Annotated in this window: 21 protein-coding genes; 13 read left to right on the top strand and 8 right to left on the bottom strand. The window is 63.8% G+C overall.

The genetic code is table 11. From position 1 onward, the window contains the following. Positions 1–59: 59 nt before the first annotated feature. Positions 60–1,082, bottom strand: coding sequence for an LLM class flavin-dependent oxidoreductase (locus CO666_RS28975; RefSeq protein WP_097615459.1), 1,023 nt, complete (start codon positions 1,080–1,082; stop codon positions 60–62). Positions 1,083–1,396: 314 nt separating this feature from the next. Between CO666_RS28975 and CO666_RS28980 the strand changes: the two genes are divergently transcribed. Further along, positions 1,397–2,038, top strand: coding sequence for a metallophosphoesterase family protein (locus CO666_RS28980; protein WP_097615460.1), 642 nt, complete (start codon positions 1,397–1,399; stop codon positions 2,036–2,038). A gap of 6 nt (positions 2,039–2,044) precedes the next feature. On the opposite strand, the gene CO666_RS28985 is transcribed toward CO666_RS28980, so the two are convergent. Then, the gene (locus tag CO666_RS28985; protein WP_097615461.1) at positions 2,045–2,374 is read right to left on the bottom strand and encodes a hypothetical protein; all 330 of its coding nucleotides are present in this window, start codon (positions 2,372–2,374) and stop codon (positions 2,045–2,047) included. Positions 2,375–2,379: 5 nt separating this feature from the next. Then, a complete protein-coding gene (locus tag CO666_RS28990; protein WP_097615462.1) occupies positions 2,380–3,192 on the bottom strand; it encodes a DUF899 domain-containing protein in 813 nt (270 codons plus the stop codon). A gap of 114 nt (positions 3,193–3,306) precedes the next feature. On the opposite strand from CO666_RS28990, the gene CO666_RS28995 reads away from it, so the two are divergent. From CO666_RS28995 to CO666_RS29010, 4 genes are all read left to right on the top strand, one after another. Further along, positions 3,307–4,527 (top strand): helix-turn-helix domain-containing protein, encoded by a 1,221-nt coding sequence (locus tag CO666_RS28995; RefSeq protein WP_097615463.1) that lies wholly within the window; start codon positions 3,307–3,309, stop codon positions 4,525–4,527. Positions 4,528–4,554: 27 nt separating this feature from the next. Continuing rightward, entirely contained in the window at positions 4,555–5,193 is a 639-nt protein-coding gene (locus CO666_RS29000) for an outer membrane protein assembly factor BamB family protein (protein WP_097615464.1), read from the top strand. A 366-nt stretch (positions 5,194–5,559) separates the two neighbouring features. After that, entirely contained in the window at positions 5,560–7,305 is a 1,746-nt protein-coding gene (locus CO666_RS29005; RefSeq protein ID WP_179869781.1) for a sensor histidine kinase, read from the top strand. A gap of 11 nt (positions 7,306–7,316) precedes the next feature. Beyond that, positions 7,317–7,718 carry a response regulator gene (locus tag CO666_RS29010; protein ID WP_097615465.1) on the top strand — a complete coding sequence of 134 codons (402 nt, stop codon included), beginning with the start codon at positions 7,317–7,319 and terminating at the stop codon, positions 7,716–7,718. Between the two features lie 46 nt (positions 7,719–7,764). Here CO666_RS29010 and CO666_RS29015 read toward each other — a convergent pair whose 3' ends face one another. After that, entirely contained in the window at positions 7,765–9,183 is a 1,419-nt protein-coding gene (locus CO666_RS29015) for an aminotransferase-like domain-containing protein (RefSeq protein WP_097615486.1), read from the bottom strand. Between the two features lie 91 nt (positions 9,184–9,274). On the opposite strand from CO666_RS29015, the gene CO666_RS29020 reads away from it, so the two are divergent. Further along, positions 9,275–10,138: a DMT family transporter gene (locus tag CO666_RS29020; protein WP_097615466.1), complete on the top strand. Its 864-nt coding sequence runs from the start codon at positions 9,275–9,277 to the stop codon at positions 10,136–10,138. Positions 10,139–10,291: 153 nt separating this feature from the next. Further along, entirely contained in the window at positions 10,292–10,741 is a 450-nt protein-coding gene (locus tag CO666_RS29025) for a DUF4168 domain-containing protein (RefSeq protein WP_097615487.1), read from the top strand. A 67-nt stretch (positions 10,742–10,808) separates the two neighbouring features. Here the strand turns inward: CO666_RS29025 and CO666_RS29030 are convergent, their stop codons facing one another. Together CO666_RS29030 and CO666_RS29035 are read right to left on the bottom strand one after the other, a co-directional pair. Further along, complete coding sequence (locus tag CO666_RS29030) at positions 10,809–11,195, bottom strand: cupin domain-containing protein (RefSeq protein WP_097615488.1); 387 nt, start codon at positions 11,193–11,195, stop codon at positions 10,809–10,811. A 143-nt stretch (positions 11,196–11,338) separates the two neighbouring features. Further along, positions 11,339–11,605 carry a DUF2277 domain-containing protein gene (locus CO666_RS29035; protein ID WP_097615467.1) on the bottom strand — a complete coding sequence of 89 codons (267 nt, stop codon included), beginning with the start codon at positions 11,603–11,605 and terminating at the stop codon, positions 11,339–11,341. Between the two features lie 209 nt (positions 11,606–11,814). On the opposite strand from CO666_RS29035, the gene CO666_RS29040 reads away from it, so the two are divergent. Beyond that, a complete protein-coding gene (locus CO666_RS29040) occupies positions 11,815–12,156 on the top strand; it encodes a hypothetical protein (protein ID WP_097615489.1) in 342 nt (113 codons plus the stop codon). A 283-nt stretch (positions 12,157–12,439) separates the two neighbouring features. On the opposite strand, the gene CO666_RS29050 is transcribed toward CO666_RS29040, so the two are convergent. Beyond that, positions 12,440–13,651 carry an ROK family protein gene (locus CO666_RS29050; protein ID WP_097615468.1) on the bottom strand — a complete coding sequence of 404 codons (1,212 nt, stop codon included), beginning with the start codon at positions 13,649–13,651 and terminating at the stop codon, positions 12,440–12,442. Positions 13,652–13,845: 194 nt separating this feature from the next. Between CO666_RS29050 and CO666_RS29055 the strand changes: the two genes are divergently transcribed. The 5 genes from CO666_RS29055 to CO666_RS29080 all read left to right on the top strand — a co-directional run bounded on the left by CO666_RS29055 (position 13,846) and on the right by CO666_RS29080 (position 20,441). After that, positions 13,846–15,132: an ABC transporter substrate-binding protein gene (locus CO666_RS29055; RefSeq protein ID WP_097615469.1), complete on the top strand. Its 1,287-nt coding sequence runs from the start codon at positions 13,846–13,848 to the stop codon at positions 15,130–15,132. Between the two features lie 240 nt (positions 15,133–15,372). Then, positions 15,373–16,257, top strand: a complete 885-nt coding sequence (locus CO666_RS29065; RefSeq protein ID WP_097615470.1) for a carbohydrate ABC transporter permease — start codon at positions 15,373–15,375, stop codon at positions 16,255–16,257. Beyond that, positions 16,257–17,108: a carbohydrate ABC transporter permease gene (locus CO666_RS29070; RefSeq protein WP_097615471.1), complete on the top strand. Its 852-nt coding sequence runs from the start codon at positions 16,257–16,259 to the stop codon at positions 17,106–17,108. The genes CO666_RS29065 and CO666_RS29070 overlap by 1 nt, the downstream gene beginning before the upstream one ends. A 37-nt stretch (positions 17,109–17,145) precedes the next feature. Continuing rightward, the gene (locus CO666_RS29075) at positions 17,146–18,291 is read left to right on the top strand and encodes an ABC transporter ATP-binding protein (RefSeq protein ID WP_097615472.1); all 1,146 of its coding nucleotides are present in this window, start codon (positions 17,146–17,148) and stop codon (positions 18,289–18,291) included. Between the two features lie 17 nt (positions 18,292–18,308). Beyond that, positions 18,309–20,441 (top strand): beta-galactosidase, encoded by a 2,133-nt coding sequence (locus CO666_RS29080; protein ID WP_097615473.1) that lies wholly within the window; start codon positions 18,309–18,311, stop codon positions 20,439–20,441. A gap of 176 nt (positions 20,442–20,617) precedes the next feature. On the opposite strand, the gene CO666_RS29085 is transcribed toward CO666_RS29080, so the two are convergent. Then, positions 20,618–21,268 (bottom strand): HhH-GDP family DNA glycosylase, encoded by a 651-nt coding sequence (locus CO666_RS29085; protein ID WP_097615474.1) that lies wholly within the window; start codon positions 21,266–21,268, stop codon positions 20,618–20,620. Position 21,269 lies beyond the last annotated feature (1 nt).

Raw genomic sequence — 21,269 nt, forward strand, 5'->3', positions numbered from 1 at the left:
GGCTCCGAACAGTGGCGCAGGGCGGGCCAGATGATGCTCACGCCTGACAGTCGCCGACCTCAACGCCAGCCGAGCGCCGGGGCGACGTGGGTCAGGATCGCTTCGATGACATGGGCGTTATACTCCACGCCCAGCTGGTTGGGGACGGTGAGCAGCAGCGTGTCGGCCTCGGCGATCGCGTCGTCTTCGGCGAGCTGCTTGATCAGGGTCTCGGGTTCGGCGGCGTAGCTGCGGCCGAAGATCGCCCGGGTCTTCTCGTCGATGAAACCGATCTTGTCTCCTTCGTCGCCGCCATAGCCGAAATAGGCGCGATCGCGATCGTCGGTGAGCGCAAAGATGCTGCGGCTGACCGAGACGCGGGGCTGGCGCGTGTGGCCGGCTTCTTTCCAGGCCTGCCGGTAAGCGCGGATCTGATCTGCCTGCTGGACGTGGAACGGCTCTCCCGTCTCGTCGTCCTTCAGCGTCGAACTCTGTAGGTTCATGCCGAGCTTGGCTGCCCAGACGGCTGTGGCGTTGGAGCTTGCGCCCCACCAGATCCGCTCGCGCAGACCTTCCGAATGCGGCTCGAGACGCAGCAGGCCGGGCGGGTTCGGGAACATCGGCCGCGGGTTCGGTTTGGCAAAACCTTCGCCGCGCAGCACTTCGAGGAAGACTTCGGCATGATGGCGCGCCATCTCGGCCTCGCTCTGACCCTCGGGCGGGGCATAGCCGAAATGGCGCCAGCCATCGATCACCTGCTCGGGCGAACCGCGGCTGATGCCGAGCTGTAGCCGGCCGCCGGCGATAAGGTCGGCGGCACCGGCATCCTCGGCCATATAGAGCGGGTTCTCGTAGCGCATGTCGATGACTGCAGTGCCGATCTCGATCCGGCTGGTTCTGGCGCCGACGGCCGACAGCAGCGGGAAGGGGGCGGCGAGCTGGCGGGCGAAGTGATGCACGCGGAAATATGCCCCGTCGGCTCCGAGCTCCTCGGCCGCGACGGCAAGGTCGATCGACTGCAGCAGCGCATCAGCCGCCGAGCGTGTCTGCGACTGCGGCGAGGGCGTCCAGTGCCCGAATGAGAGGAAACCGATCTTCTTCATGCCGCGCCTTTTCCGTTGCATCTCTTGGAGGATGGGTCATGGCATAGTTTTGGGCAGGAAGACAATCGGAAGCGGGCGGTTGCGGCGTATCACTTATCCGGCATTGACGCGCTATCTCCGCTAAGCCGTGAACGTATCGCGCGAACATCCCTCCCGTGCGTCCAGGCATCCAGCCAATTGGCGAATTCAAGCCAATGGCGAGGCAATCGCCGCAAGTGCCGGGAAATGAGTCGGATTTTCCGTCGGCAATATTGAGAGATCCGCCGTGGTGGTCCTGACTTCACCTTGCCTGCGACAGGCACTAAATGTGAGATATGCGCTACACATTCGCCATAGGTGATATTCACGGCTGTATCGATCCGCTGAACAGGATGATCGATCTGATCGAGGCCTATGCGTCCGACGGCGCGGTCGTCTTTCTTGGTGACTATGTCGATCGCGGGCCCGACAGCAAAAGTGTTCTCGACCGGATCATTGCCGGCCCCTCGGGCCAGTGGTCGTGGATCTGCCTGAAAGGCAATCATGAGGACATGATGGTCGCTGCCTATGCCGACAGCGACGACAGAGATCTGTGGATCGGCAACGGCGGACTGGAAACCGAGATTTCCTATGACGGCAGGGTTTCGTCCCAGCATTTGCAATGGGCTGCCGATCGCCCCCTTATGCATGTTGATCGATATCGCATCTTTGTCCATGCCGGCGTCGTTCCGGAGTTTCCGCTGGAACGGCAGACCAAGCGCGATCTGCTCTGGTTGCGATTCCCTCCCGGTGCGTCCGGTGACTATTGGGGCAAGCACCTGATCCACGGCCATACACCGTCACTGTCCAACCCGGTGACGACAGGAAACCGCACCAACATCGACAGCGCCTGCGTCTTCGGCGGCAAGCTTTCCTGCGCGGTCTTCGACGACGAGCTTGCCGGCGGGCCGATCGATTTTATCGAGGTGAAGGCGTGAATTTGCTTATGTCGGCCGCCTTCCCGCGAGCCGCAGCCAGGGCGCGAGATGGAAGCCGGCCATCAGCAAGTACATCGGCGCCATCCCCCCGATCGGGAAGGCATCAGGCGCCGTCATGCACGTCACGTCGGCACTGCCGGTTGCCGCCGTCAGCAGTGCCATGAGCACGAATGTCGGGGCGGCGGCGAATGCCAGCCAGTCGGCGGCACGCCGGCCGAGGGAACTGGTGACACTGCTGCGCGGCTTATCAGTTGATCCGTCCGCGGCAGCGGCCAGCGAGAGCCATTCGGCGGCCCTGTCGTCGAATGGCTTCGGGGTGTGAGCGGAAGATAGCATCGGCGTCACTCCTTGCCGTAGCGGTCGTGGTGGCGCCACCAGATGCCGGTTTCGTTGCGGCCCTTCGGGGCGCGGTCGAGCCATTGGTACATGCCCCAGAGCCCGTCGAGCCCGCGGGCATAGCTGGAATAGCTGTGGTAGACGGTGCCGTCGATGAGTTCGAAGGCGCTGACGCCCGGGCGGTCGCGGGTGTAGGTGTGAACGTCGGTGCCGGTCATGGAGGCGATCTGGACGATGGGCTCTTCACTGCCGCGCGCCTGCCATTCCGGCACCGTCTTGCCGGAAAGAGGTTGAGGGGCGGGCGGTTCGGGGGCGGCCGGCTCGCGGCGGTAATTATATTCGATTTCGCCGCGGCGCTGCTGCTCGGGGCTGAACCAGACGCTGAAATCGGCGTTGAAATCGCTGCCGTCCGAGGAGGCCCAGGGAAAGCTCCAGTCCATGCGCCGCTTGAAGGCCTCAAGCTTTTCGAGCGGGGCGCGCGAGACCGCCCAGAAGGCGACGTCGTGGTTTTCCAGATGGACGAAGACGCCGTTGAAGCCGTCGGCGATCGACGAGCAGGAGGGGCATCCGGCGCTGTAATCCGGTCCGAACATGAAGTGGTAGATCAGAAGCTGCGAGCGCCCGCCGAAGAGATCCTTCAGCGAGGCATCGCCGCCTGCGGTGTCGAAACGGTAGTCCTTGTCGATCCTGACGCGGGGCAACTGCCGGCGTTTGGCCGCCAGCGCATCGCTTTGCCGCGTCAGTTCCTTCTCCTCCTCGAGCAGATCGAGCCTTGCTTCCAGCCATTGTTGGCGTGTTGCGTTCAGCTGTGCCGTCATGGGTCTTCTCCTTTGCCTGTCTCTCGTCGTAGCATCCGGCTCGGTTGCGGCCGTTGAACGAAGACTACGGCCGGGCAGGCGAATGGCGGGAGTGACAAGTGTGACGGGATTTGAATGGACTCGCTGATCACAGCCGCGGCGCGGGCGCTGGCAACGGGTGACGCACTCGGCGCGCTGAAGCGGGTGGCGCTGCGCGAGGATGCGCCGGCGCTGGCGCTGCGTGGCATCGCCATGGCACAGCTCGGCGATCTCAGCCGCGCCAAGGCGCTTTTGAAAAGTGCGGCGCGCGCCTTTGGTCCGCGGGAGGCAGTGGCGCGGGCGCGCTGCGTGGTCGCCGAAGCCGAGATCGCGCTCGTTTCGCGCGATCTGATCTGGCCGCCGAAGGCGTTGGAAGCGGCCCGCAAAGTGCTGGAAGCGCATGGCGACAGGGTCAATGCCGCCCATGCCGGCAATGTCGCCATTCGCAGGCTGGTGCTGATCGGCCGCCTCGACGAGGCCGAACGCGCGCTTGCAGCCCTTGATCCGACGCCGCTGCCGCCGCCGCTGCAGGCTGCGCACGAGCTGGTGGCGGCTGGCATCGCCGTCCGGCGGCTGCAGACCGAAGCAGCAGGCGCTGCGCTCGAGCGGGCAAGGCTTGCAGCGCGCGAGGCCAATATCCCGGCTCTGACGGCGGAAGTCGAAACTGCGGCCCTCGTGCTCGACACGCCGGCGGCGCGGCTGCTGTCGCCCGGGCGGGAGCGCCCGCTGCTGCTTGGTGAGGTGGAAGCGCTGCTCGGTTCGGGCGCGCTCGTCATTGATGCCTGCCGTCATGTGGTGTGGAAGGCCGGCACGGCCGTCTCGCTGGCGACGCGGCCGGTGCTGTTTGCGCTTGCCCGCACGCTTGCCGAAGCCTGGCCGGGGGATGTGGCAAGGGGCACGCTGATTGCGCGCGCCTTCCGCGGCAAACACGCCGATGAATCGCATCGCGCCCGACTGCGGGTCGAGATCGGCCGGCTGCGCGCTGAATTGCGGGGGCTGGCGGAGGTTTCGGCAACGAAGCGCGGTTTTGCACTTTCGCCGTGCGGCGCCCCGGAGATTGCCGTCCTGGCGCCGCTCGTCGAAGGGGCTCATGGGGCCGTGCTCGCGTTTCTGGCCGATGGCGAGGCGTGGTCGAGTTCGGCTTTGGCGATTGCGCTCGCTACCAGCCCCCGCACCGTACAGCGGGCGCTGGATTGCCTTGCCGTCGAGGGCAGGGTGCAGGCGATCGGCCGCGGGCGCGCGCGCCGCTGGATGAACCCGCCGCTCTCCTCTTTCCCGACGATCTTGTTACTCCCCGGGCCGCTGCCGAGCGACTAGTATGGTCAAATCCACAAGGAGGAAGAGATGAAGAAATCTGCCGCGACCATCCTGCGTGAATACGGACCTTTTCCCGGCGCCGACCGCGTCAACGGCGTCACCTTCGATGGTGAGCATGTCTGGTTCGCCTCGGGCGACAGGCTGAACGCGCTCGATCCCGCAAGCGGTGAGGTGGTGCGCTCGATCGAGGTCGCGTCCCATGCCGGGACGGCCTTCGACGGCACGTTTCTCTACCAGATCGCCGAGGATGTCATTCACAAGATCGACCCGAAGGCCGGTCGCGTCCTTGCCACCATCCCGGCGCCCGGCAATGGCGGCGATTCCGGCCTTGCCTGGGCCGAAGGCACGCTCTGGGTCGGCCAGCACCGCGGCCGCAGGATCCATCAGATCGACCCGGAGACGGGCAAGATTCTGCGCACGATCGAATCCAACCGCGTCGTCACAGGCGTCACCTGGGTCGACGGCCAGCTCTGGCACGGCACCTGGGAAGGCGACGACAGCGATGTCAGGCGCATCGACCCCGAAACGGGGGAAGTGCTGGAGCGGCTCGACATGCCCGAAGGCACCGGCGTCTCCGGCCTGGAATCCGACGGCGGCGACCGTTTCTTCTGCGGCGGCGGCGGCGGCGGCAGCGGCAAGATCCGCGCGGTGCGCCGGCCGGCGTGAAGCGGCTCGGGAGCGCCCGCCTCGCCCTTCGAGGCCCCTGCGGGGCGCCTCAGGGTGAGGCTCTCTGGAGGCTGCGCGCATCCTCCAGCGCCGGCAATTGCAAGCGCGGCATCCGCCAACGTCCCTCATGCTGAGGTGCGCAGCCCGAAGGGCGGAGCCTCGAAGCACGCGCCGCAACGCTGCTTCTTGCATTCATGAACGTCGGCGCACCCGCCTCGTCCTTCGAGGCCCTTGCGGGCGCCTCAGGATGCGGCTCTCTTGGAGGCTGGTGCATCCTCCCGCGCCCGCAATGACAAGCGGAGCATCCTCCCAACGCCCGTCCTGCCGTGTAAGTAAGAGCAAGCGCAATTCACAATCCGTCAACTTTTGCGTGTCAATTTCTCGGCGGCGGGCGCCATCAAAAGGTCGCGGGTATTGAAGGTCAGGCTGACATCCCACATTACGTTCGTCCTGGTGACGCTTACCTGCGCGGCGGCTGTGCTGTTGTGCGGATTTGCGTGGCTCGCCGCCGTCAAGGTCGATGACCTCTCGCTGCGCCGGCAGGCGGACTTCGTCGGTCAGGGATTGGAAGAGCAGATCGCCGCACTCCCTCGCGAACAGGAAAGCATCGCCAAATGGGACGACGCCTTCCTTTATGCCAAGCAGCGGAACCATGACTGGCTGCTCGACAATATCGGCCAGTGGACGAGCCGGTATTTCGGGCATGACAGGACCTATATCTTCGACGATACCAATCGCCTGATGTTTGCGTTCCGCGACGGCGCCGACGTCATGCCGCCGCGGCTCGGCAGTGACGACAGCCCTGACATGACCGCTGTTGCCGAGGAGATGCGTGCCGCTCTCGTCGAGCTGGCGGCAAAGCCCGGCAGCCGGCCGCTCGGTCAGCTGGCCGAGGTTCGCACGCTGATGATCGGCAACAGGCCGGCGATCATCAGTGCGCGTCCCATTCTGCCGAGCTCGGCCAGGATGCAGGTCGAGGCGGGGCAGGAATTCATCACCGTCTCGGTCAAGTTCATCGATGGAAAAGTTGCCGAAAACATCGCCCATTATGCGCGGCTCGAAGGCTTGCATTTCACGCCTTGGAAAAGTGCGGATGAGCGGGTGCAGGTCGCCGTGCCGTCCCATGACGGCGGCACGATCGGCTATCTCGTCTGGCCGCCGATCCGGCCCGGATTCATGCTGCTTCAGCAGATCGCGCCGGCTGGGCTCGGCTGCCTGGCACTGCTGATCACCGTCGTGTTCTGGCTCGGACGCGGTCTGCATCGCACGTCGCTGACCCTGCTCGACAGTCAGGCCGAGATCACCCATCACCGCAATCATCTGGAAGAAATGGTGGCCGATCGAACGGCCGAGATCGAGAGGCAGAGAGAGGAGCTGGACCGGCTCTTGGTGCACGAACGCCAGGTGAACGCGCTTCAGCGCCAGTTCGTCGCCATGGCCTCGCACGAGTTTCGCACGCCGCTCGCCATCATCGACGCCGCGGCCCAGCGGCTCTGCCGCTCGACCGCCAATATCAGCGGCGATTACGTTCGCGAAAAGGCCGGCGTGATCCGCAGCGCGGTCGTGCGCATGGTCGATCTGATGGAGAGCATCCTCGCCAGCGGCCGGCTCGAAACCGGGCAGATCACCCTGAAGCGCAGCGAAGGCGATCTGAAAGCCCTGCTCGTCACCTGCTGCGAGCGGCTGCGCCAGCTCAGCCGCTCGCATGTCTTCCATCTCGATCTCGAGGCCATACCCGATCAATTGACGTTCGACCGCAGCGCGATGGAACAGGTTTTCACCAACCTGATTTCGAACGCCGTCAAATATTCGCCCAAGGCGCCCGACATCCATGTCCGCGCCCGGGCCGACGAGACGACCGTGGAGATTGCGATCTCCGACAGCGGCATCGGCATGGATGCGGAGGATCTGCCGAAACTGTTCCAGCCCTATTATCGCGCCCGCAGCGCGACGGGCATTGCCGGAACCGGCATCGGCCTGAATGTCGTCAAGCAGGTCGTCGAGCTGCATGGCGGCAGCGTCGAGGTGACGAGCGAGCTCGGCAAGGGCACAACATTCACCATTATACTGCCAATAGAGCTTCTATTGCCGGATCAACACGTTGCAGCTTAAGGAAGAATTTCATGGTTACAGTCCTGTGCATTGAGGATGAAGTCGAGATCCGGAACCTCCTCGTCGAAGAGTTGAACGAGGCCGGCTACAAGACGCTCGAGGCCTCGAACGGCGCCGAAGGGCTGGAAATGATCCTGTCGAAATGGCCGGATATCGTCATCAGCGATATCTCCATGCCTGTTATGGACGGGCATCAGCTGCTGGCGGAAATTCAGATCAATCATCCCGAGCTTTCCAACATCCCCTTCATCCTGCTGACGGCGCTGACCGACCGGGAAAACACGCTGGCCGGCCTGCGCGGCGGCGCGGCGGACTATCTGACCAAGCCGCTCGACTTCGATCTGCTGCTCGCCAAGCTCGAAGGCTGCGTGACCCGGCTGGAGAACGACAAGGCGGTCAACCGGTCGTTTTGAGGATGGCGGTGGGCGCCAGCGCCCGGCCTTTCGGGCGCTGTAGGCTTTATCGTGCGATCTTCAGCGCATCCCTCAATACGTCGAACACCCGCGCCTCCAGCGTCTGCGACACATTGAAGCGCATGAAATTCGTTGCCGATTGCGACAGGCTGAAGGCGTTTCCCGGGGCCAGAACGATGCGCTTTTCCAGCGCGGCGCGGGCCACGTCGGCCGCATCGATGCCGTCGGGCAGGCGGCACCAGAGGAACATTCCGGCCTGCGGTTCCAGCCAGGGTTTTATCCCCAGCCCCTTCAGCCGGGCCGAGACCTCGCCCATCGCCCGGGAAAGCCGGTGCCTCAGCGTTTCCATGTGTTTGCGGTAGCCGCCGTCGCTCAGGACGTTCAGCACCAGTTCCGCCGTCAGCCGGCCGCCGCCGAAGGAGGTGGCGATCTTGAGGTCGGTCAGGCCGTCGATCCATTCGGGCCTGGCGGCGACGAAGCCGCAGCGGGCGGAAGCCGAGAGCGTCTTGGAAAAGCTGCCGATATGGATGACGCGCTCCAGCCCGTCGAAGGCGGCCAGGCGAGGCGCCGGCGAATACTCGAAATCGGCAAAGATATCGTCCTCGATGATGGTGAGGTCGAATTGCTCGGCGAGTTTCAGAAGCCGATGGGCGGTCACCGGCGACAGCGTTGCGCCGGTGGGATTGTGGATGGCTGAGTTGGTGATGTAGAGCCGCGGCCGCTCCTCGGCGACGACCTGGGCGAACCGCTCGATATCGGGGCCGGAGGGCGTGTAGGGGACGCCGACGATCTTTGCCCGGTGGGCCCGCAGCAAAGCGTGGAAATTGAAATAGCAGGGGTCGTCGACCAGCACGGTGTCGCCGGGTTCCAGCAGGAAACGGCAAAGCAGATCGATTGCCTGCGTGCCGGAATCGGCGAGCATGATCTGATCCGGGGAGGCTTCGATGCCGCGTTCGCCCATGCGCCGGGAAATCAGCTGGCGCAGTGGCGGCAGGCCGAGCGGCGAGCCGTAATCGGCAAGGGCGGCGCCGTCGGCGCGGGCCAGCGTTCTCAACCCGCGGCGCATGCCTTCCGCGGGCAGCCAGACGGGCGGCAGCCAGCCGCAGCCGGGCTTCAGGTCGGTTTCATCGGCCTCCAGCGATTGCCGCGATATCCAGAAGGGATCGACGGCGCGATCGAGCTTCGGCCCGGCCTCGGCAAGCGCGAAGGGGGCTGCCTGATTGGCGACGTAGAATCCCGAACCCGGCCTTGCCAGGATCGCGCCTTCGGCGACGAGACGCTCATAGGCGTCGACGACGGTCGATGTCGAAAGCTTCAGTGCCGCCGCCAGTCCCCGCACCGAAGGCAGCTTGGCGCCCGGCGTCAGGCTGCGCGCGGCGATGCGCTGGCGGATCGTCGCGACGACCATGTCGATGCGGGTGCGCCCCGCTGTGTTTTCATCCATCCGTACTGCTTCCTGCACTATAACAGTTTTGCAAAAGCGTATCAGATTGTCCCTGTCGTCACCAGCCATATCGGCCGATAAGGGGGCAGCAAGATAAGGAGCGCAGCGCATCATGGACCGTATGGCATCGGGATGGATCAATGGTTTTATCGGCGTGCTGATCTTCAGCGGATCGCTGCCGGCCACGCGCGTGGCGGTGATGCAGTTCGATCCGGTCTTCCTGACCGTGGCGCGTGCGGCGATTGCCGGCATTCTGGCGCTCGGCCTGCTGATAGCCTTCCGCGAGAAGCGGCCGGGCCGGCGCGATCTCATCTCGCTTGTCGTCGTCGCCCTCGGCGTCGTTGTCGGCTTCCCGCTGCTGACGGCGCTGGCGCTGCAGCATGTCACCTCGGCCCATTCCATCGTCTTCATCGGTCTGCTGCCGCTGTCGACGGCGATCTTCGGGGTGATCCGCGGCGGAGAACGGCCGAAGCCGGCATTCTGGCTGTTCTCCGTTCTCGGCAGCGCGCTGGTGGCGGGTTTCGCCTTGACGCAGGGGCTGACGGCGTCACCGGTCGGCGACCTCCTGATGCTAGCGGCAATCGTCGCCTGCGGCCTCGGCTATGCCGAAGGCGGCAGGCTGTCGCGCACGCTCGGCGGCTGGCAGGTGATTTCCTGGGCGCTGGTGCTGTCGCTGCCGGTGATGGTCGCGGTCGCTTTCTTGCATCGGCCGGCAAGTTTTGCCGGCATCGAGACGCCCGCACTCATCGGTCTTGCCTATGTCTCGCTGTTCTCGATGCTGATCGGCTTCATCTTCTGGTATCGCGGCCTGTCGCAAGGCGGCATCGCCGCCGTCGGCCAATTGCAGCTGCTGCAGCCGTTTTTCGGCCTGGCGCTCGCCGCCACCCTGCTGCACGAACCGGTCACCTGGATCATGCTCGCCGTGACGGTTGCCGTGATTCTCTGCGTGGCCGGGGCGCGCCGGTTTGCGCGGTAGCGGTTCGGCTCGGGTCACAAAGCCGCCGCTCAATGGTCAGAAAATGGCCCCGTTACCGCCGCACCGAGCCCTTTTCCGGCTTCATCGTCGCGACCTCGCCAGCCTTTTCGAGCGGCTGAGCGATCGACCGAAATCACCGGAAAAGGAATGAAAATGATCACTCGTTACACATCCCTCGCAACGATGACCGCCGCGGTGTTCAGCCTGCTTGCCTTCAGCGCGGCATCCGCGACCGAGCTTGCCCAGGCGCAGCAGCAGCCGCCGGCACAGGGCCAGGCGCCGATGCAGGGGCAGGGCGGGGGTACCGGTGCGGCCGCCCCCGTCAGCGATCAGAAGCTGGAAGCCTTTGCCGTTGCCTATCTGCAGGTCGATAAGGTCCGGCAGCAATATTCGGCCAAGATCGACGCCACCAAGGACCAGGCTGCCAAGCAGAAGCTGCAGGAAGAAGCCAAGCAGCAGATGGTCGACACCGTGCAAGCCTCCAACGATATCTCGGTCGAGGAATATTCCTCGATCCTGACGGCCGCGCAGAGCGACCCGGCTCTTGCCAAGAAGGTGCTGGAAAAGATCGGCACCCCGCCGCCGGCACAGCCGCAGCAATAGGCTTAAACGGGAACCAAGGGGCGGGTGCACGCGGTCTTCCCGCGCCCGCCCCAATCCCGGCGTGGTTTCACTGGGCAGGCACGACCAGCGCTTCGCCCTTGCGGACGATATAGGTCGCCAGCTCCGAGGCCTCGCCGCTGCCGACGTTCCTGGCCGAATGCACCATGCCGGAGGGAATGAACAGGGACTGGCCGGCCTTCAGCGTCACCGGCTCCCGGCCTTCGAGCCGGTATTCCAGCGTGCCGTCGAGAACGAAGGCGATTTCTTCGCCCGGATGCGCATGTTTCGGCGCGAGAACGCCCGGGGCGAAATCGACCCGCACCTGAACGGCCTCGTGGCCGGGCACGTCGATATCGCTTCTGACGAGATCGGTGCGCTGCAGCGGCTGATCCGCATGCGCTGTTGCGGCCGCGCCGAGAGCAAGGGCGAGCGCTATCGCCTGAATCATTTTCATCGTGTCATCCTTCCTGAATTGACCATTGCGGCGCATCGGCCGCATCGCCATTTCAGTCGATGATTGAACCAGGCATGTGTCTGGAAACCGGTATTTTTGTAAGCGAGTGTATCGGGGGACCGGACCCGGATATCTGATGAGACTTATGCGAACCGGACGGCGTTTCGCGCGCGCGCCTTCGCCGCTTCTTCCTCGCGATCGCGAGGCGGCTGAGAGGTTTCCAGGGAATCGAGCAGTTCGCGGGCACAAGCGGCGATCGCACCGACCGCCTGTTCGAACGCGGCCTCGTTGCGTTTCGACGGCTTGGTCGTCCCGCTGAGCTTGCGCACGAACTGCAGCGCGGCATCATGAATCTCTTCGTCCGTCGCCGGCGGATCGAAATTGAACAGAGGTTTTATGTTTCGGCACATGGCTTGCTCACGGTCGTTGCTGTTTGCCACTGAGGGCAGGGCGGCTTCGGATTAAAGGTAGTCGCGTGAGCACGAAATGCAACAAGGCGTGGGAGATGGCCGGGAGCCAGAGGGGGCGATCCGATCGACGAGTTCCATTGCCGATGCGATGGCGATCCTGATAAACCATTCGAAACCCAGACATTTGCCCGGGAGGCGGAAGCGCGATGATGAAGGTGGAGATCGTATACCGAGGGAAGGTGATCGGCCGCAGTGATCTCCAACCGGTCGATCCGCCGATGGGTGTCGCGGGGGGACTGTTTGACCCGACCCCGGATTATGATCCGTACCTTCATGCCTACAATATCGATGGTGACGATAATGAAGTGGACAGTGACGCACTCTCCGCGCGCTCGACAGAATTCGGCACGATCGTCTGTGCTGGTGTCGGTATCGAGGACTTCAGCAAATCCTTGGACGAGCTGCACGTGATGGTCTTGGGCATCGGCTATCCGGATTATGCGACCGTGTTCGAATCGCATCCGTTATTCAAGGCCTATTGGCGTACGTGACAGGTTTCTCCTGATCCTATCGCCTCCTATCGAAATGCCGGGTTAACCTGTTTCGTCGTGCCGTGTGACACCCCCCTCTGCCCTGCCGGGCATCTCCCCCACAAGGGTGGAGATCGGCAAGAGGTTGGACCATCGTTCCCTCGCTGCCGTAGCGCAGCAGCTAAACGGTCGTTGTTTGGGGAAGCCATCGCGCCCAGCCGATCTCCCTCCTTGTGGGGGAGATGCCCGGCAGGGCAGAGGGGGGTACGCGGCACAGCTTTCCGAGCAAGGGCGATTCCGCATCTCAAGCCGCCGACGTCGAGCCTCTCACACCAAGCGTCGCAACATCCGTCACGCCCCCCGATGACTCGAAGTCGAAGATCTTCTGCGTCACCAGCGCCGCCGCTCCCCTTGCCCAGGAATTGTCCTCCCAGTCGGGCAAAAGCGGCGGGGCGGTGCGGAAGGTGCGGGCGGAGAGCGCCTCGCGCAGCGGTATGAGGAAAGCATCGCCGAGCGAGACGGCTTCGCCGCCGGCGACGATGACTTCGGGGTCGGTGATGTTGACGAGGTTGGCAAGCGCGGTGCCGATGCCGCGGCCGGAAGCGGCGACGAGGGCGGTGGCGGTGGCGTCGCCCGCGGCGAGGGCTTCGCAGAGTTCGGGCAGGCCGAGTTCCTCGCCGCGGCCGGTGGCTTCACGCCAGCGGCGCAGCATCGACAGTTCCGAGTGATAGGCCATCAGGCAGCCGCGTTTGCCGCATTCGCAGAGGCGACCCCCTTCCTCGAATAGCGTGTGGCCGAATTTGCCGGCGGCACCATTGGCGCCGCGATAGAGCTTGCCGTCGATCACGAGGGCGCAGCTGATGCCGACGCCGACGGCGAGCACGGCCATGTTGCGGTGCTGGCGGCCGAGGCCGAAGAGCTGCTGGGCGATGGCATAGGCGTTGGTGTCGTCTTCCAGCCAGACCGGCACATGGACGCGGCCGGCGACCAGCGCGGCGAGGGGGACGTTGTCCCATTGGAAGCGGTGGCTGCGCACGCAGGCCGTCTGCTCGTGATTGATGACGCCGGGCATGGAAATGCCGATGCCGGCCAGTTTCGCCTTCGGCCGGCCGGCGAGCTTCAGCAGTTCGGGCACGGTGCCCGCCAGGAGGTCGGCGACATCATCCGGGTCGTGACCGCCAAGGCCGACGCGCATGGCGGCGACCGGGTTGGTGGCGAGGTCGGTCGCCACGCACTCGACCGAATCCACCATCAACTTGAAGCCGATGGCGAGCGCATGCTCGTAATTGATCTCGACCGGGATCGGCCGGCGGCCGGCGAGGCCCGGCACCGACTGTCCTTCGACGACGATTCCTTCCTCCAGCAGGTCTGACACGACGAAGGTGACGGCGGCCGGGCTGAGGCCGATCACCGTGGCGATGTCGGCGCGGCTCCTCGGCCCCTCGCGGCGGAGAAGGTTGAGGATGAGGCGTCGGTTCATGGCTCTCGCCGTGGTCTGGTCGCCTTTGAGCTTCACGATGCATTCCTTAATTTTGTAAATTAATTATTGCGGGCTGCAAAGATCTATGCATAAGTTCGGCCGCGGATCAACTCGGCCAGGCGGATTATCGCCGGAATTGGGGAGTGATCGCCGCGTTGAAAACCTGGTCGGTCGTTTCATGGAGGAGGCGGCGGTCGGGAGATGTCGATCGATCAACTGGGAGGAATTCAATGGCATTTTTGAAGCAATTTCCGTCGACCACCCGCAGACGCTTCCTGAAGGGCGCGGGCCTGGTTTCCGCAGCAGCCGTCACGAGTGCAGCGGTGGGCAGCTTCCCGATCCCGGCGATCGCTGAGGCGCAGGAGGTCACGATGATCTCCGACGAAAACAATGCCGCCGCGCTCGACGCGCTGAGGGCGATTGCCGCTGGCTTCAGCAAGGAAGCCAGCGTCAAAGTCGTCATCAACAATATGGATCACGAGGCCCACAAGACGGCGATCCGCAATTATCTCGTCGCCGGCGCCCCCGACGTCTGCTCCTGGTTCTCCGGCAACCGCATGCGCGCCTTCGTCAAGCGCGGCCTGTTCGACGATATTTCCGATCTCGTCGAGAAGGAGAAATACAAGGACGTGCTCGGCGCGACCATAGGCGCCGTCACCGAGGACGGCAAGCAATACGGCCTGCCCACCGGCGGCACGCTCTGGGGCATGTTCTACCGCAAGGACGTGTTCGAGCAGTATGGGCTGACCGTGCCGAAGACGGCGGAAGAATTCCTGGCCTATGGCGACAAGTGCAAGGCGGCCGGCATCACTCCGGTTGCGATGGGCACCAAGGAATTGTGGCCGGCGGCCGGCTGGTTCGACCAGATGAACCTGCGCATCAACGGGCTCGACAAGCATATGGCGCTGATGAACGGCGAAATGAGCTATCTCGATCCGGCGCTCACCCCCGTCTTCGACCAGTGGGAAGCGATGATCTCGAAGGGCTTCTTCACGCCGAACCACACCTCTTTCGGCTGGCAGGAGGCCGCGGCGCTTCTGGCGCAGAAGAAGGCCGGCATGATGAACCTCGGCGCCTTCCTGCGCTCGGCCTTCACCGAAGCGGATCTGCCGCAGCTCGCCTATGCGACCTTCCCGGTGCTCGACGCCAAGGTCGGCCATTTCGAGGAATTTTCGGTCAATTCGATCCACATTCCCGCCAAGGCCAAGAACAAGCAGGGCGCCCGCGAATTCCTCGCCTATTTCTACCGTCCGGAAAACCTGGCCACCTATCTGGAGCCGGGCGGCAACGTGCCGCCGCGCAACGACCTGCCTGCGAGCAAGGACCCGCTCGTCAATATCGCCGTCGAGACGATGAAGACGGTGCAGGGCACCTCGCAATATTACGACCGCGACAGCGACCCCGACATGGCCCAGGCCGGCCTCGTCGGCTTCCAGGAGTTCATGGCCAAGCCCGACCGGCGCAAGGCCATCCTGACGCGGCTCGAGGGGACCCGGAAGCGGATTTATAAGATCTGATCATTGGCGAACGCACCCTGAAGCTGCCCCTCACCCTAACCCTCTCCCCGTAAAAACGGGGAGAGGGGACGTGCCCTGCGATAGCTGGGCGGGGGACAGAGAGGTTGCGGCCCGGTCCCTTCGCCCCGCAAGCGGGGGTCCGAAGGACGGGTCGAGACCTGCGGCTCGACCCCGGTGGGGTGGCGGCAGCCGGATGAGGGGCATGCGCCGCTCGCTCCCGAAATAAACGAGGCTCCTGACATGCAGACATTATGGCGCCGCCAGCGGTGGTGGCTGACCCCGACCTTGCTCATCGCGCCGGCGATCCTGCTATTCTCTGTCGTCATCCTGCTGTCGGCGGTGCGCAGCGTCTGGATCAGCCTGCACGAGTGGGACGGCTTCGGGCCGATGGTGTGGGTCGGGCTCGGCAATTACGTCGAGCTCTACAGCGATCCGCAATTCTACGTGTCGCTAAAGAACAACCTGATCTGGCTCGTCATGTTCATGGCGGCACCGCCGATCGGCCTCGCCATCGCGCTCTTGGTCAACCAGAAAATCGCGGGCATGCGCTTTTTAAAGTCGCTGTTCTTCATCCCGCTGGTGCTCGCCTCGGTGACGGTGGGCGTCGTCTTCACCTGGGTCTATACGCCGGAGTTCGGGCTGCTGGCGCTGATCTTCCGGGCCTTCGGGGCGACGGCGCCGGCGGTGCTTTCCGACGAACATTTCGTCACCTTCGCCATCGTCATCGCCGCACTCTGGCCGCAGGTCACCTTCTGCATGGTGCTCTATCTCGCCGGCCTCAACAATCTGAGCGAAGAGCTGATCGGCGCCGGCCGCGTCGACGGGGCGAGGGGCTGGAACATGCTCTGGCACATCGTGCTGCCGCAGCTGACCCAGGTCACCTTCATCGCCATTGCCGTCACCGTCGTCGGCGCGCTGCGCTCCTTCGACATGGTCTCGGTGATGACATCGGGCGGCCCGTTCGGCTCGTCCTCGGTTCTCGCCTACCAGATGTTCGAGCAGTCGATCTTCTCCTATCGCTTCGGCTACGGCGCGGCGATCGCCTCGGTGCTGTTCGTGATCATGGCCGTCTTCATCGTCTGGTATCTCAGCCGCATCATCCGAACCGAAGAGAGGGGAGGCTGATGTATCCTCGTCCCATTCCCGAAACCGCCGTCTGGCAGCGCCGCATCTATCTGCTTGCCGTCGTCGTCGTGCTCATCCTCTGGCTCTGCCCGCTGTTTGCGATCATCCTCACCTCCTTCCGCACGACCGAGGATGTCATGGGCGGCAATCTGTGGGGCTGGCCGACCGGCATCGGCGTGATCGACAATTATACCGATGTCTTCACCCAGACGCCGATGGCCCGCTACTTCCTCAACAGCCTGATCATCACCATTCCCTCTGTCATCGGCGTGCTTGTCATGTCGACACTCGCCGGCTACGTGCTGTCGCGCTACCGCTTTCGCGGCAACATGCTGATCTTCGCACTCTTCGTCGGCGGCAATTTCCTGCCGCACCAGATCATGATGATCCCGGTTCGCGATCTGATGGTGCAGCTCGACCTGATCGACACGACGGCGGCGCTGATCATCTTCCACGTCGCCTTCCAGACCGGTTTTGCCACGCTGTTCATGCGCAATTTCATCGCCGCACTGCCGGATGAATTGTTCCAGGCGGCGCGGGCCGAAGGCGCCTCTCCCTTTCAGACGCTGGTGCATGTGGCGATCCCGCTGGTGCGGCCGGCACTCGCCGCCCTTGCCATCCTGATCTTCACCTTCATCTGGAACGATTATTTCTGGGCGGTGGTGCTGACCGTCAGCGACAGCGTCAAGCCGGTCACGGCAGGCCTTGCCAATCTGCGCGGCGAGTGGGTCTCGGCCTGGAACCTGATTTCCGCCGGCACCATCGTCGTCGCCGTGCCGCCCGTCGTGATGTTCTTCCTGATGCAGCGCCATTTCATCGCCGGCCTGACCATGGGGGCGGTGAAGGGATGAGCCAGCATCTTCCGTTTCAACAAGAGAGGGCCAGGACATGACCAGTCTCGAACTCCGTGAGATCAACAAGAATTACGGCGCCTATCATGCGCTGCGCGGCATCGACCTGTCGGTCGCGCAAGGCGAGTTTATCGTCATGGTCGGGCCGTCGGGCTGCGGCAAGTCCACGCTTTTGAAATCGATCGCCGGCCTGGAGCAAATTTCCTCCGGCCAGATCCTGATCAACGGCCGCGACGTCAGCCGGCAGGAGCCGGGCGATCGCGGCATTGCCATGGTCTTCCAGTCCTATGCGCTCTATCCGCATATGACGGTGGCGGAGAATATGGGCTTCGGGCTCAGGATGGCCAAACGCCCGAAGGCCGAGATCGAGGCGGCCGTGGCGCGCGCCGCGAAAATCCTCAGGATCACCGACCAGCTCGACAAGCGGCCGAAGCAGCTGTCCGGTGGCCAGCGGCAGCGCGTGGCGATCGGCCGGGCGATCACCCGCTCGCCCGAAGTCTTCCTGTTCGACGAGCCGCTGTCCAACCTCGATGCGGCGCTCCGCACCCAGATGCGCGTCGAACTCAGCAGCCTGCATGCCGAGCTCGGCGCCACCATGGTCTATGTCACCCACGACCAGGTGGAGGCGATGACCATGGCCAGCCGCATCGTCGTCCTGAACCAGGGGGTGATCGAGCAGGTCGGCTCGCCGCTGGAGCTCTACCGCAACCCCGACAATCTCTTCGTCGCCGGTTTCCTCGGCGCGCCGCGGATGAATTTCCTCGGCGTCACCGTCGATGCCGTCTCCGGCCGCAATGTCACCGTCTCCGCGCCGGGCCTCGTGCCCGTGACGGTGGAACTGGCGGAGGCGGCGGCGCTGCCGAAAGGCGCCGGCCTGACGCTCGGCGTCCGGCCGGAGAACATATCGATGGTCGCCGATGGCGGCGAGGGCGGGGCGATCCACGGCCAGGTCAGGCTGGTCGAGCATCTCGGCCGCGAAACCATCCTCTATGTCGACGCCGGCAATCTCAGAACCATCGCCTCGGAGAGCGGCACCGGCAACATCACCGTGCAGCTCAGCTACGTCGCGCCCTTTGGCCCCGAGCAGAACGTCGCGCTGAAGCTCGACGCCCGGGAACTCTATCTCTTTTCATCCGATGGCGGCCGCACGCTCAGCGCCCGCAAAACCATCCTCGACAGATAATCACAGGAAACCCCATCGTGTCCGACAAGACCCTCTCCGTATGGAACACCGTCAAGACAGACCGCTTCCTCGTCGGCGTGCCGCATTATCCCGAACATGTCGACGAAAGCTATTGGGAGCGCGATGCCGAGCGCATGGCGAAAGCCGGCTTCAATGTCGTGCGCATGGCGGAATTCGCCTGGCACATTCTGGAGCCGAAGCTCGGCACCTACAATTTCGATCTCTTCGACCGTGCCATCGCGATCCTCGGGCGCTACGGCATTGACACGATCCTATGCACGCCGACGGCCACACCGCCGCGCTGGCTGACGGCGGCGCACCCTGAAATTTTAAGGGTCGACGGCAAGGGCCGACCGATGAGCCACGGCTCGCGCCAGCACTGCGACACGGCAAGCCCCGTGTTCCGCGAGCACAGCAAGCGCATCACCAGGGCAATGGCCGAGCATTATCGCGGCAACTCCCATGTTGTGGGATGGCAGACCGACAATGAGCTCAACACCAGCATGCCGGAGAGCTTTTCCCAGGCGACGCTCAGCGAATTCCAGGCCTTCCTCGCCGGCAAATACCGCGAGATATCAAGGCTCAACGCCGCCTGGGGCGGCGATTTCTGGGCAACGGCCTATGACAGTTTCGACCAGGTGGTGCTGCCGATCGAATTCGGCCCGACCTTCCCGAGCCCCGGCCATCTGCAGGATTACCACCGCTTCCTCGCCTTCTCCACGGCGCGCTTCCAGCACGATCAGGTCGAGATCCTGCGGGAGGTGAAGCCTTCCTGGTTCGTCTTCCACAATCTCGGGGGCTTGAGGGATATCGATTTCCGCGGCCAGTTCAGCAAGGATCTCGATTTCGTCGGCTACGACATCTATCCCATGCTCTATGACGAGTTCATGCGGCTCGGCAACCACGCCAAGGTGCAGGCGCTGCATCTCGATATCTGCCGCGGCTTTTCCGGCAATTACATCGTGCCCGAGCAGCAATCGGGCTTCGGCAGCCAGCCGGGCTTCTGCACGCTGACGCCGGAGCCGGGGGAACTCCGCCGCATGGCGCTCTCCTCCGTCGCCCATGGTGCCGATGGCCTGATGTTCTTCCGCTGGCGGCCCGCCCATTTCGGCGCCGAGATCTATTGGATGGGCATCATCGACCATGACGATATCGGCCGCCACCGTTATGAGGAGGCCAAGCGCTTCGCGGGCGAGATGACGGCGCTGGCGCCCAAGATCCTCGGCACCTATGTGCGCATGGATGTCGGCATCGCCGGCTCCGATTTCGATAATCAGGAAGCTCACAAGACCTATCCGATCGGCCTGCCGAGCCCGCAGGACGACGCGATCCTGCTGCACCAGCACTGCTACGACCGCGGCATCGCCTGCGGCTTCATCCACCCGGAGGACGATCTCTCCAAGCTGAAGCTCTTCTATGTCCCCCACTGGGTGATGTGGAATGACGAATGGACGGCGAGGCTCGAAGCCTTCGCTGAAGCAGGCGGCACCGTCGTCATCGGCGCGCGCACCGGCACCCGCAACGAAGACAACCACGTCATCCGCGAGACGGCTCCGGGCACCGCGCTTTCGAAACTGACGGGCGTACGCGTCGAAGATTTCGGCCGTCTCGCCGCCCCCGGCGCCAACGGCCTCTTCGACGTGATGGAGCGCTCCGGCGGCCTCGTCATCCCGCCGAACAAGCCGGCCGAAAGCCACCGCCGCCAGCGCCGCTTCAAGATCGGCAACCGCGAAATGACCGCCGGCCATTTCTACGAAAACCTCGTGATCGACCCCGAAGTCGAAGTGATCGCCGCCTGGTCCAACCGCTACGCCGAAGGCCAGCCGATGGCGACCTCCCGCAAGGTGGGCAAGGGCCAGGTGGTCTATCTCGGCACCTATCTCACGCCTGATCTGACCGAGGCGCTGACCGAACGCCTGCTCACCCCCGCCGGTATCGAACCGCTGGTCGGCGGGCTGCCCGAGGGCGTGGAGGTGACGATGCGGATGAATGATGAGCGGCGGCTGCTGTTTGTGCAGAATTATATGGATCAGCCGGTGACGGTGGGTGGCGTGCCCGCCGGGCGGGATCTGCTGGATGGGGAGAAGATGGTGGCGGGGAGGCTGGAGTTGGAGGGGTATGGGTGTGCGATTGTGGAGTTGGAGGAGTGAGGTTGGGCGTGTGCAACGAGGCGATCCGGATCGCTGAGAAGTATACCAAGGGTCAGCTTCAGGTTGTTCGAACCTTGCACAACGGGGGAAACGATATCGAAGTTGGTCCCAACCGATAGGAAATCAGGATGGAGGTGGGATTAACCACGACCAGCTGTCAGGGAGCCGTCGTCAGCTCAGAAGGCAAAAGCCATCTGCCGCGCAGACAGCGACGATTCCCGACGCCATACCCATGCATCGAACTCCCTGCGGGAGACAGACAACAGGTCGGCGGCGTAGCAGAAAACAGTTTTGAGGAAATCGTAGTCGTCTTCCATCACGCCGACCCTCTTGGCAAAGGTTCTCACATGCCGGTCCACGGCGACCGAGTCCATCCCAACCAAGCATCCCATGTAGTCAACGGTTTTCGGGCCGATACCCCTCACATCTCGGAGAGAAACCACGAAAGCCCTGTCCAAAAGGCGTTCTTTGAGATCGTCGACATGCTCAATGGAAGCATCGCTCAAAAACGTCACCAGCGCGTCAAAACGGCTGACCTTTTCTGTGTGTGTCCAATTCAGGAAGGTCATCGTCTCTCCGCGACGAACGAGGTCAAGGAGGAACGAAATGCGACTCTGATCGCGATAATTAGCTAGAATTGCGGTAATGCGGGGTCGGACGACTGAATTGTAATTCAGTCCGGCCTGCAGGACCGAGTCGGCGAGGAGCGCTCCCATGTGATCATAAGCCGGCCGAATTTCCTCCCGCTCAATGTCCGCTCCTAATTCTTTCGCATAGTCTGCGACACGCCGAGCGGCGACCAGCATTTGTACCGTCGAAGATTGCATC

The sequence above is a fragment of the Rhizobium chutanense genome (assembly GCF_002531935.1).
GTDB classification, from domain to species: Bacteria; Pseudomonadota; Alphaproteobacteria; order Rhizobiales; family Rhizobiaceae; genus Rhizobium; species Rhizobium chutanense.

Bases quoted from the DNA above. Each gene is read 5' to 3' on its own strand.
- CO666_RS28975 (WP_097615459.1), bottom strand. From the start codon at position 1,082: ATGAAGAAGATCGGTTTCCTCTCATTCGGGCACTGGACGCCCTCGCCG.
- CO666_RS28980 (WP_097615460.1), top strand. From the start codon at position 1,397: ATGCGCTACACATTCGCCATAGGTGATATTCACGGCTGTATCGATCCG.
- CO666_RS28985 (WP_097615461.1), bottom strand. From the start codon at position 2,374: ATGCTATCTTCCGCTCACACCCCGAAGCCATTCGACGACAGGGCCGCC.
- CO666_RS28990 (WP_097615462.1), bottom strand. From the start codon at position 3,192: ATGACGGCACAGCTGAACGCAACACGCCAACAATGGCTGGAAGCAAGG.
- CO666_RS28995 (WP_097615463.1), top strand. From the start codon at position 3,307: ATGGACTCGCTGATCACAGCCGCGGCGCGGGCGCTGGCAACGGGTGAC.
- CO666_RS29000 (WP_097615464.1), top strand. From the start codon at position 4,555: ATGAAGAAATCTGCCGCGACCATCCTGCGTGAATACGGACCTTTTCCC.
- CO666_RS29010 (WP_097615465.1), top strand. From the start codon at position 7,317: ATGGTTACAGTCCTGTGCATTGAGGATGAAGTCGAGATCCGGAACCTC.
- CO666_RS29020 (WP_097615466.1), top strand. From the start codon at position 9,275: ATGGACCGTATGGCATCGGGATGGATCAATGGTTTTATCGGCGTGCTG.
- CO666_RS29025 (WP_097615487.1), top strand. From the start codon at position 10,292: ATGATCACTCGTTACACATCCCTCGCAACGATGACCGCCGCGGTGTTC.
- CO666_RS29030 (WP_097615488.1), bottom strand. From the start codon at position 11,195: ATGAAAATGATTCAGGCGATAGCGCTCGCCCTTGCTCTCGGCGCGGCC.
- CO666_RS29035 (WP_097615467.1), bottom strand. From the start codon at position 11,605: ATGTGCCGAAACATAAAACCTCTGTTCAATTTCGATCCGCCGGCGACG.
- CO666_RS29040 (WP_097615489.1), top strand. From the start codon at position 11,815: ATGAAGGTGGAGATCGTATACCGAGGGAAGGTGATCGGCCGCAGTGAT.
- CO666_RS29055 (WP_097615469.1), top strand. From the start codon at position 13,846: ATGGCATTTTTGAAGCAATTTCCGTCGACCACCCGCAGACGCTTCCTG.
- CO666_RS29065 (WP_097615470.1), top strand. From the start codon at position 15,373: ATGCAGACATTATGGCGCCGCCAGCGGTGGTGGCTGACCCCGACCTTG.
- CO666_RS29070 (WP_097615471.1), top strand. From the start codon at position 16,257: ATGTATCCTCGTCCCATTCCCGAAACCGCCGTCTGGCAGCGCCGCATC.
- CO666_RS29075 (WP_097615472.1), top strand. From the start codon at position 17,146: ATGACCAGTCTCGAACTCCGTGAGATCAACAAGAATTACGGCGCCTAT.
- CO666_RS29085 (WP_097615474.1), bottom strand. From the start codon at position 21,268: ATGCAATCTTCGACGGTACAAATGCTGGTCGCCGCTCGGCGTGTCGCA.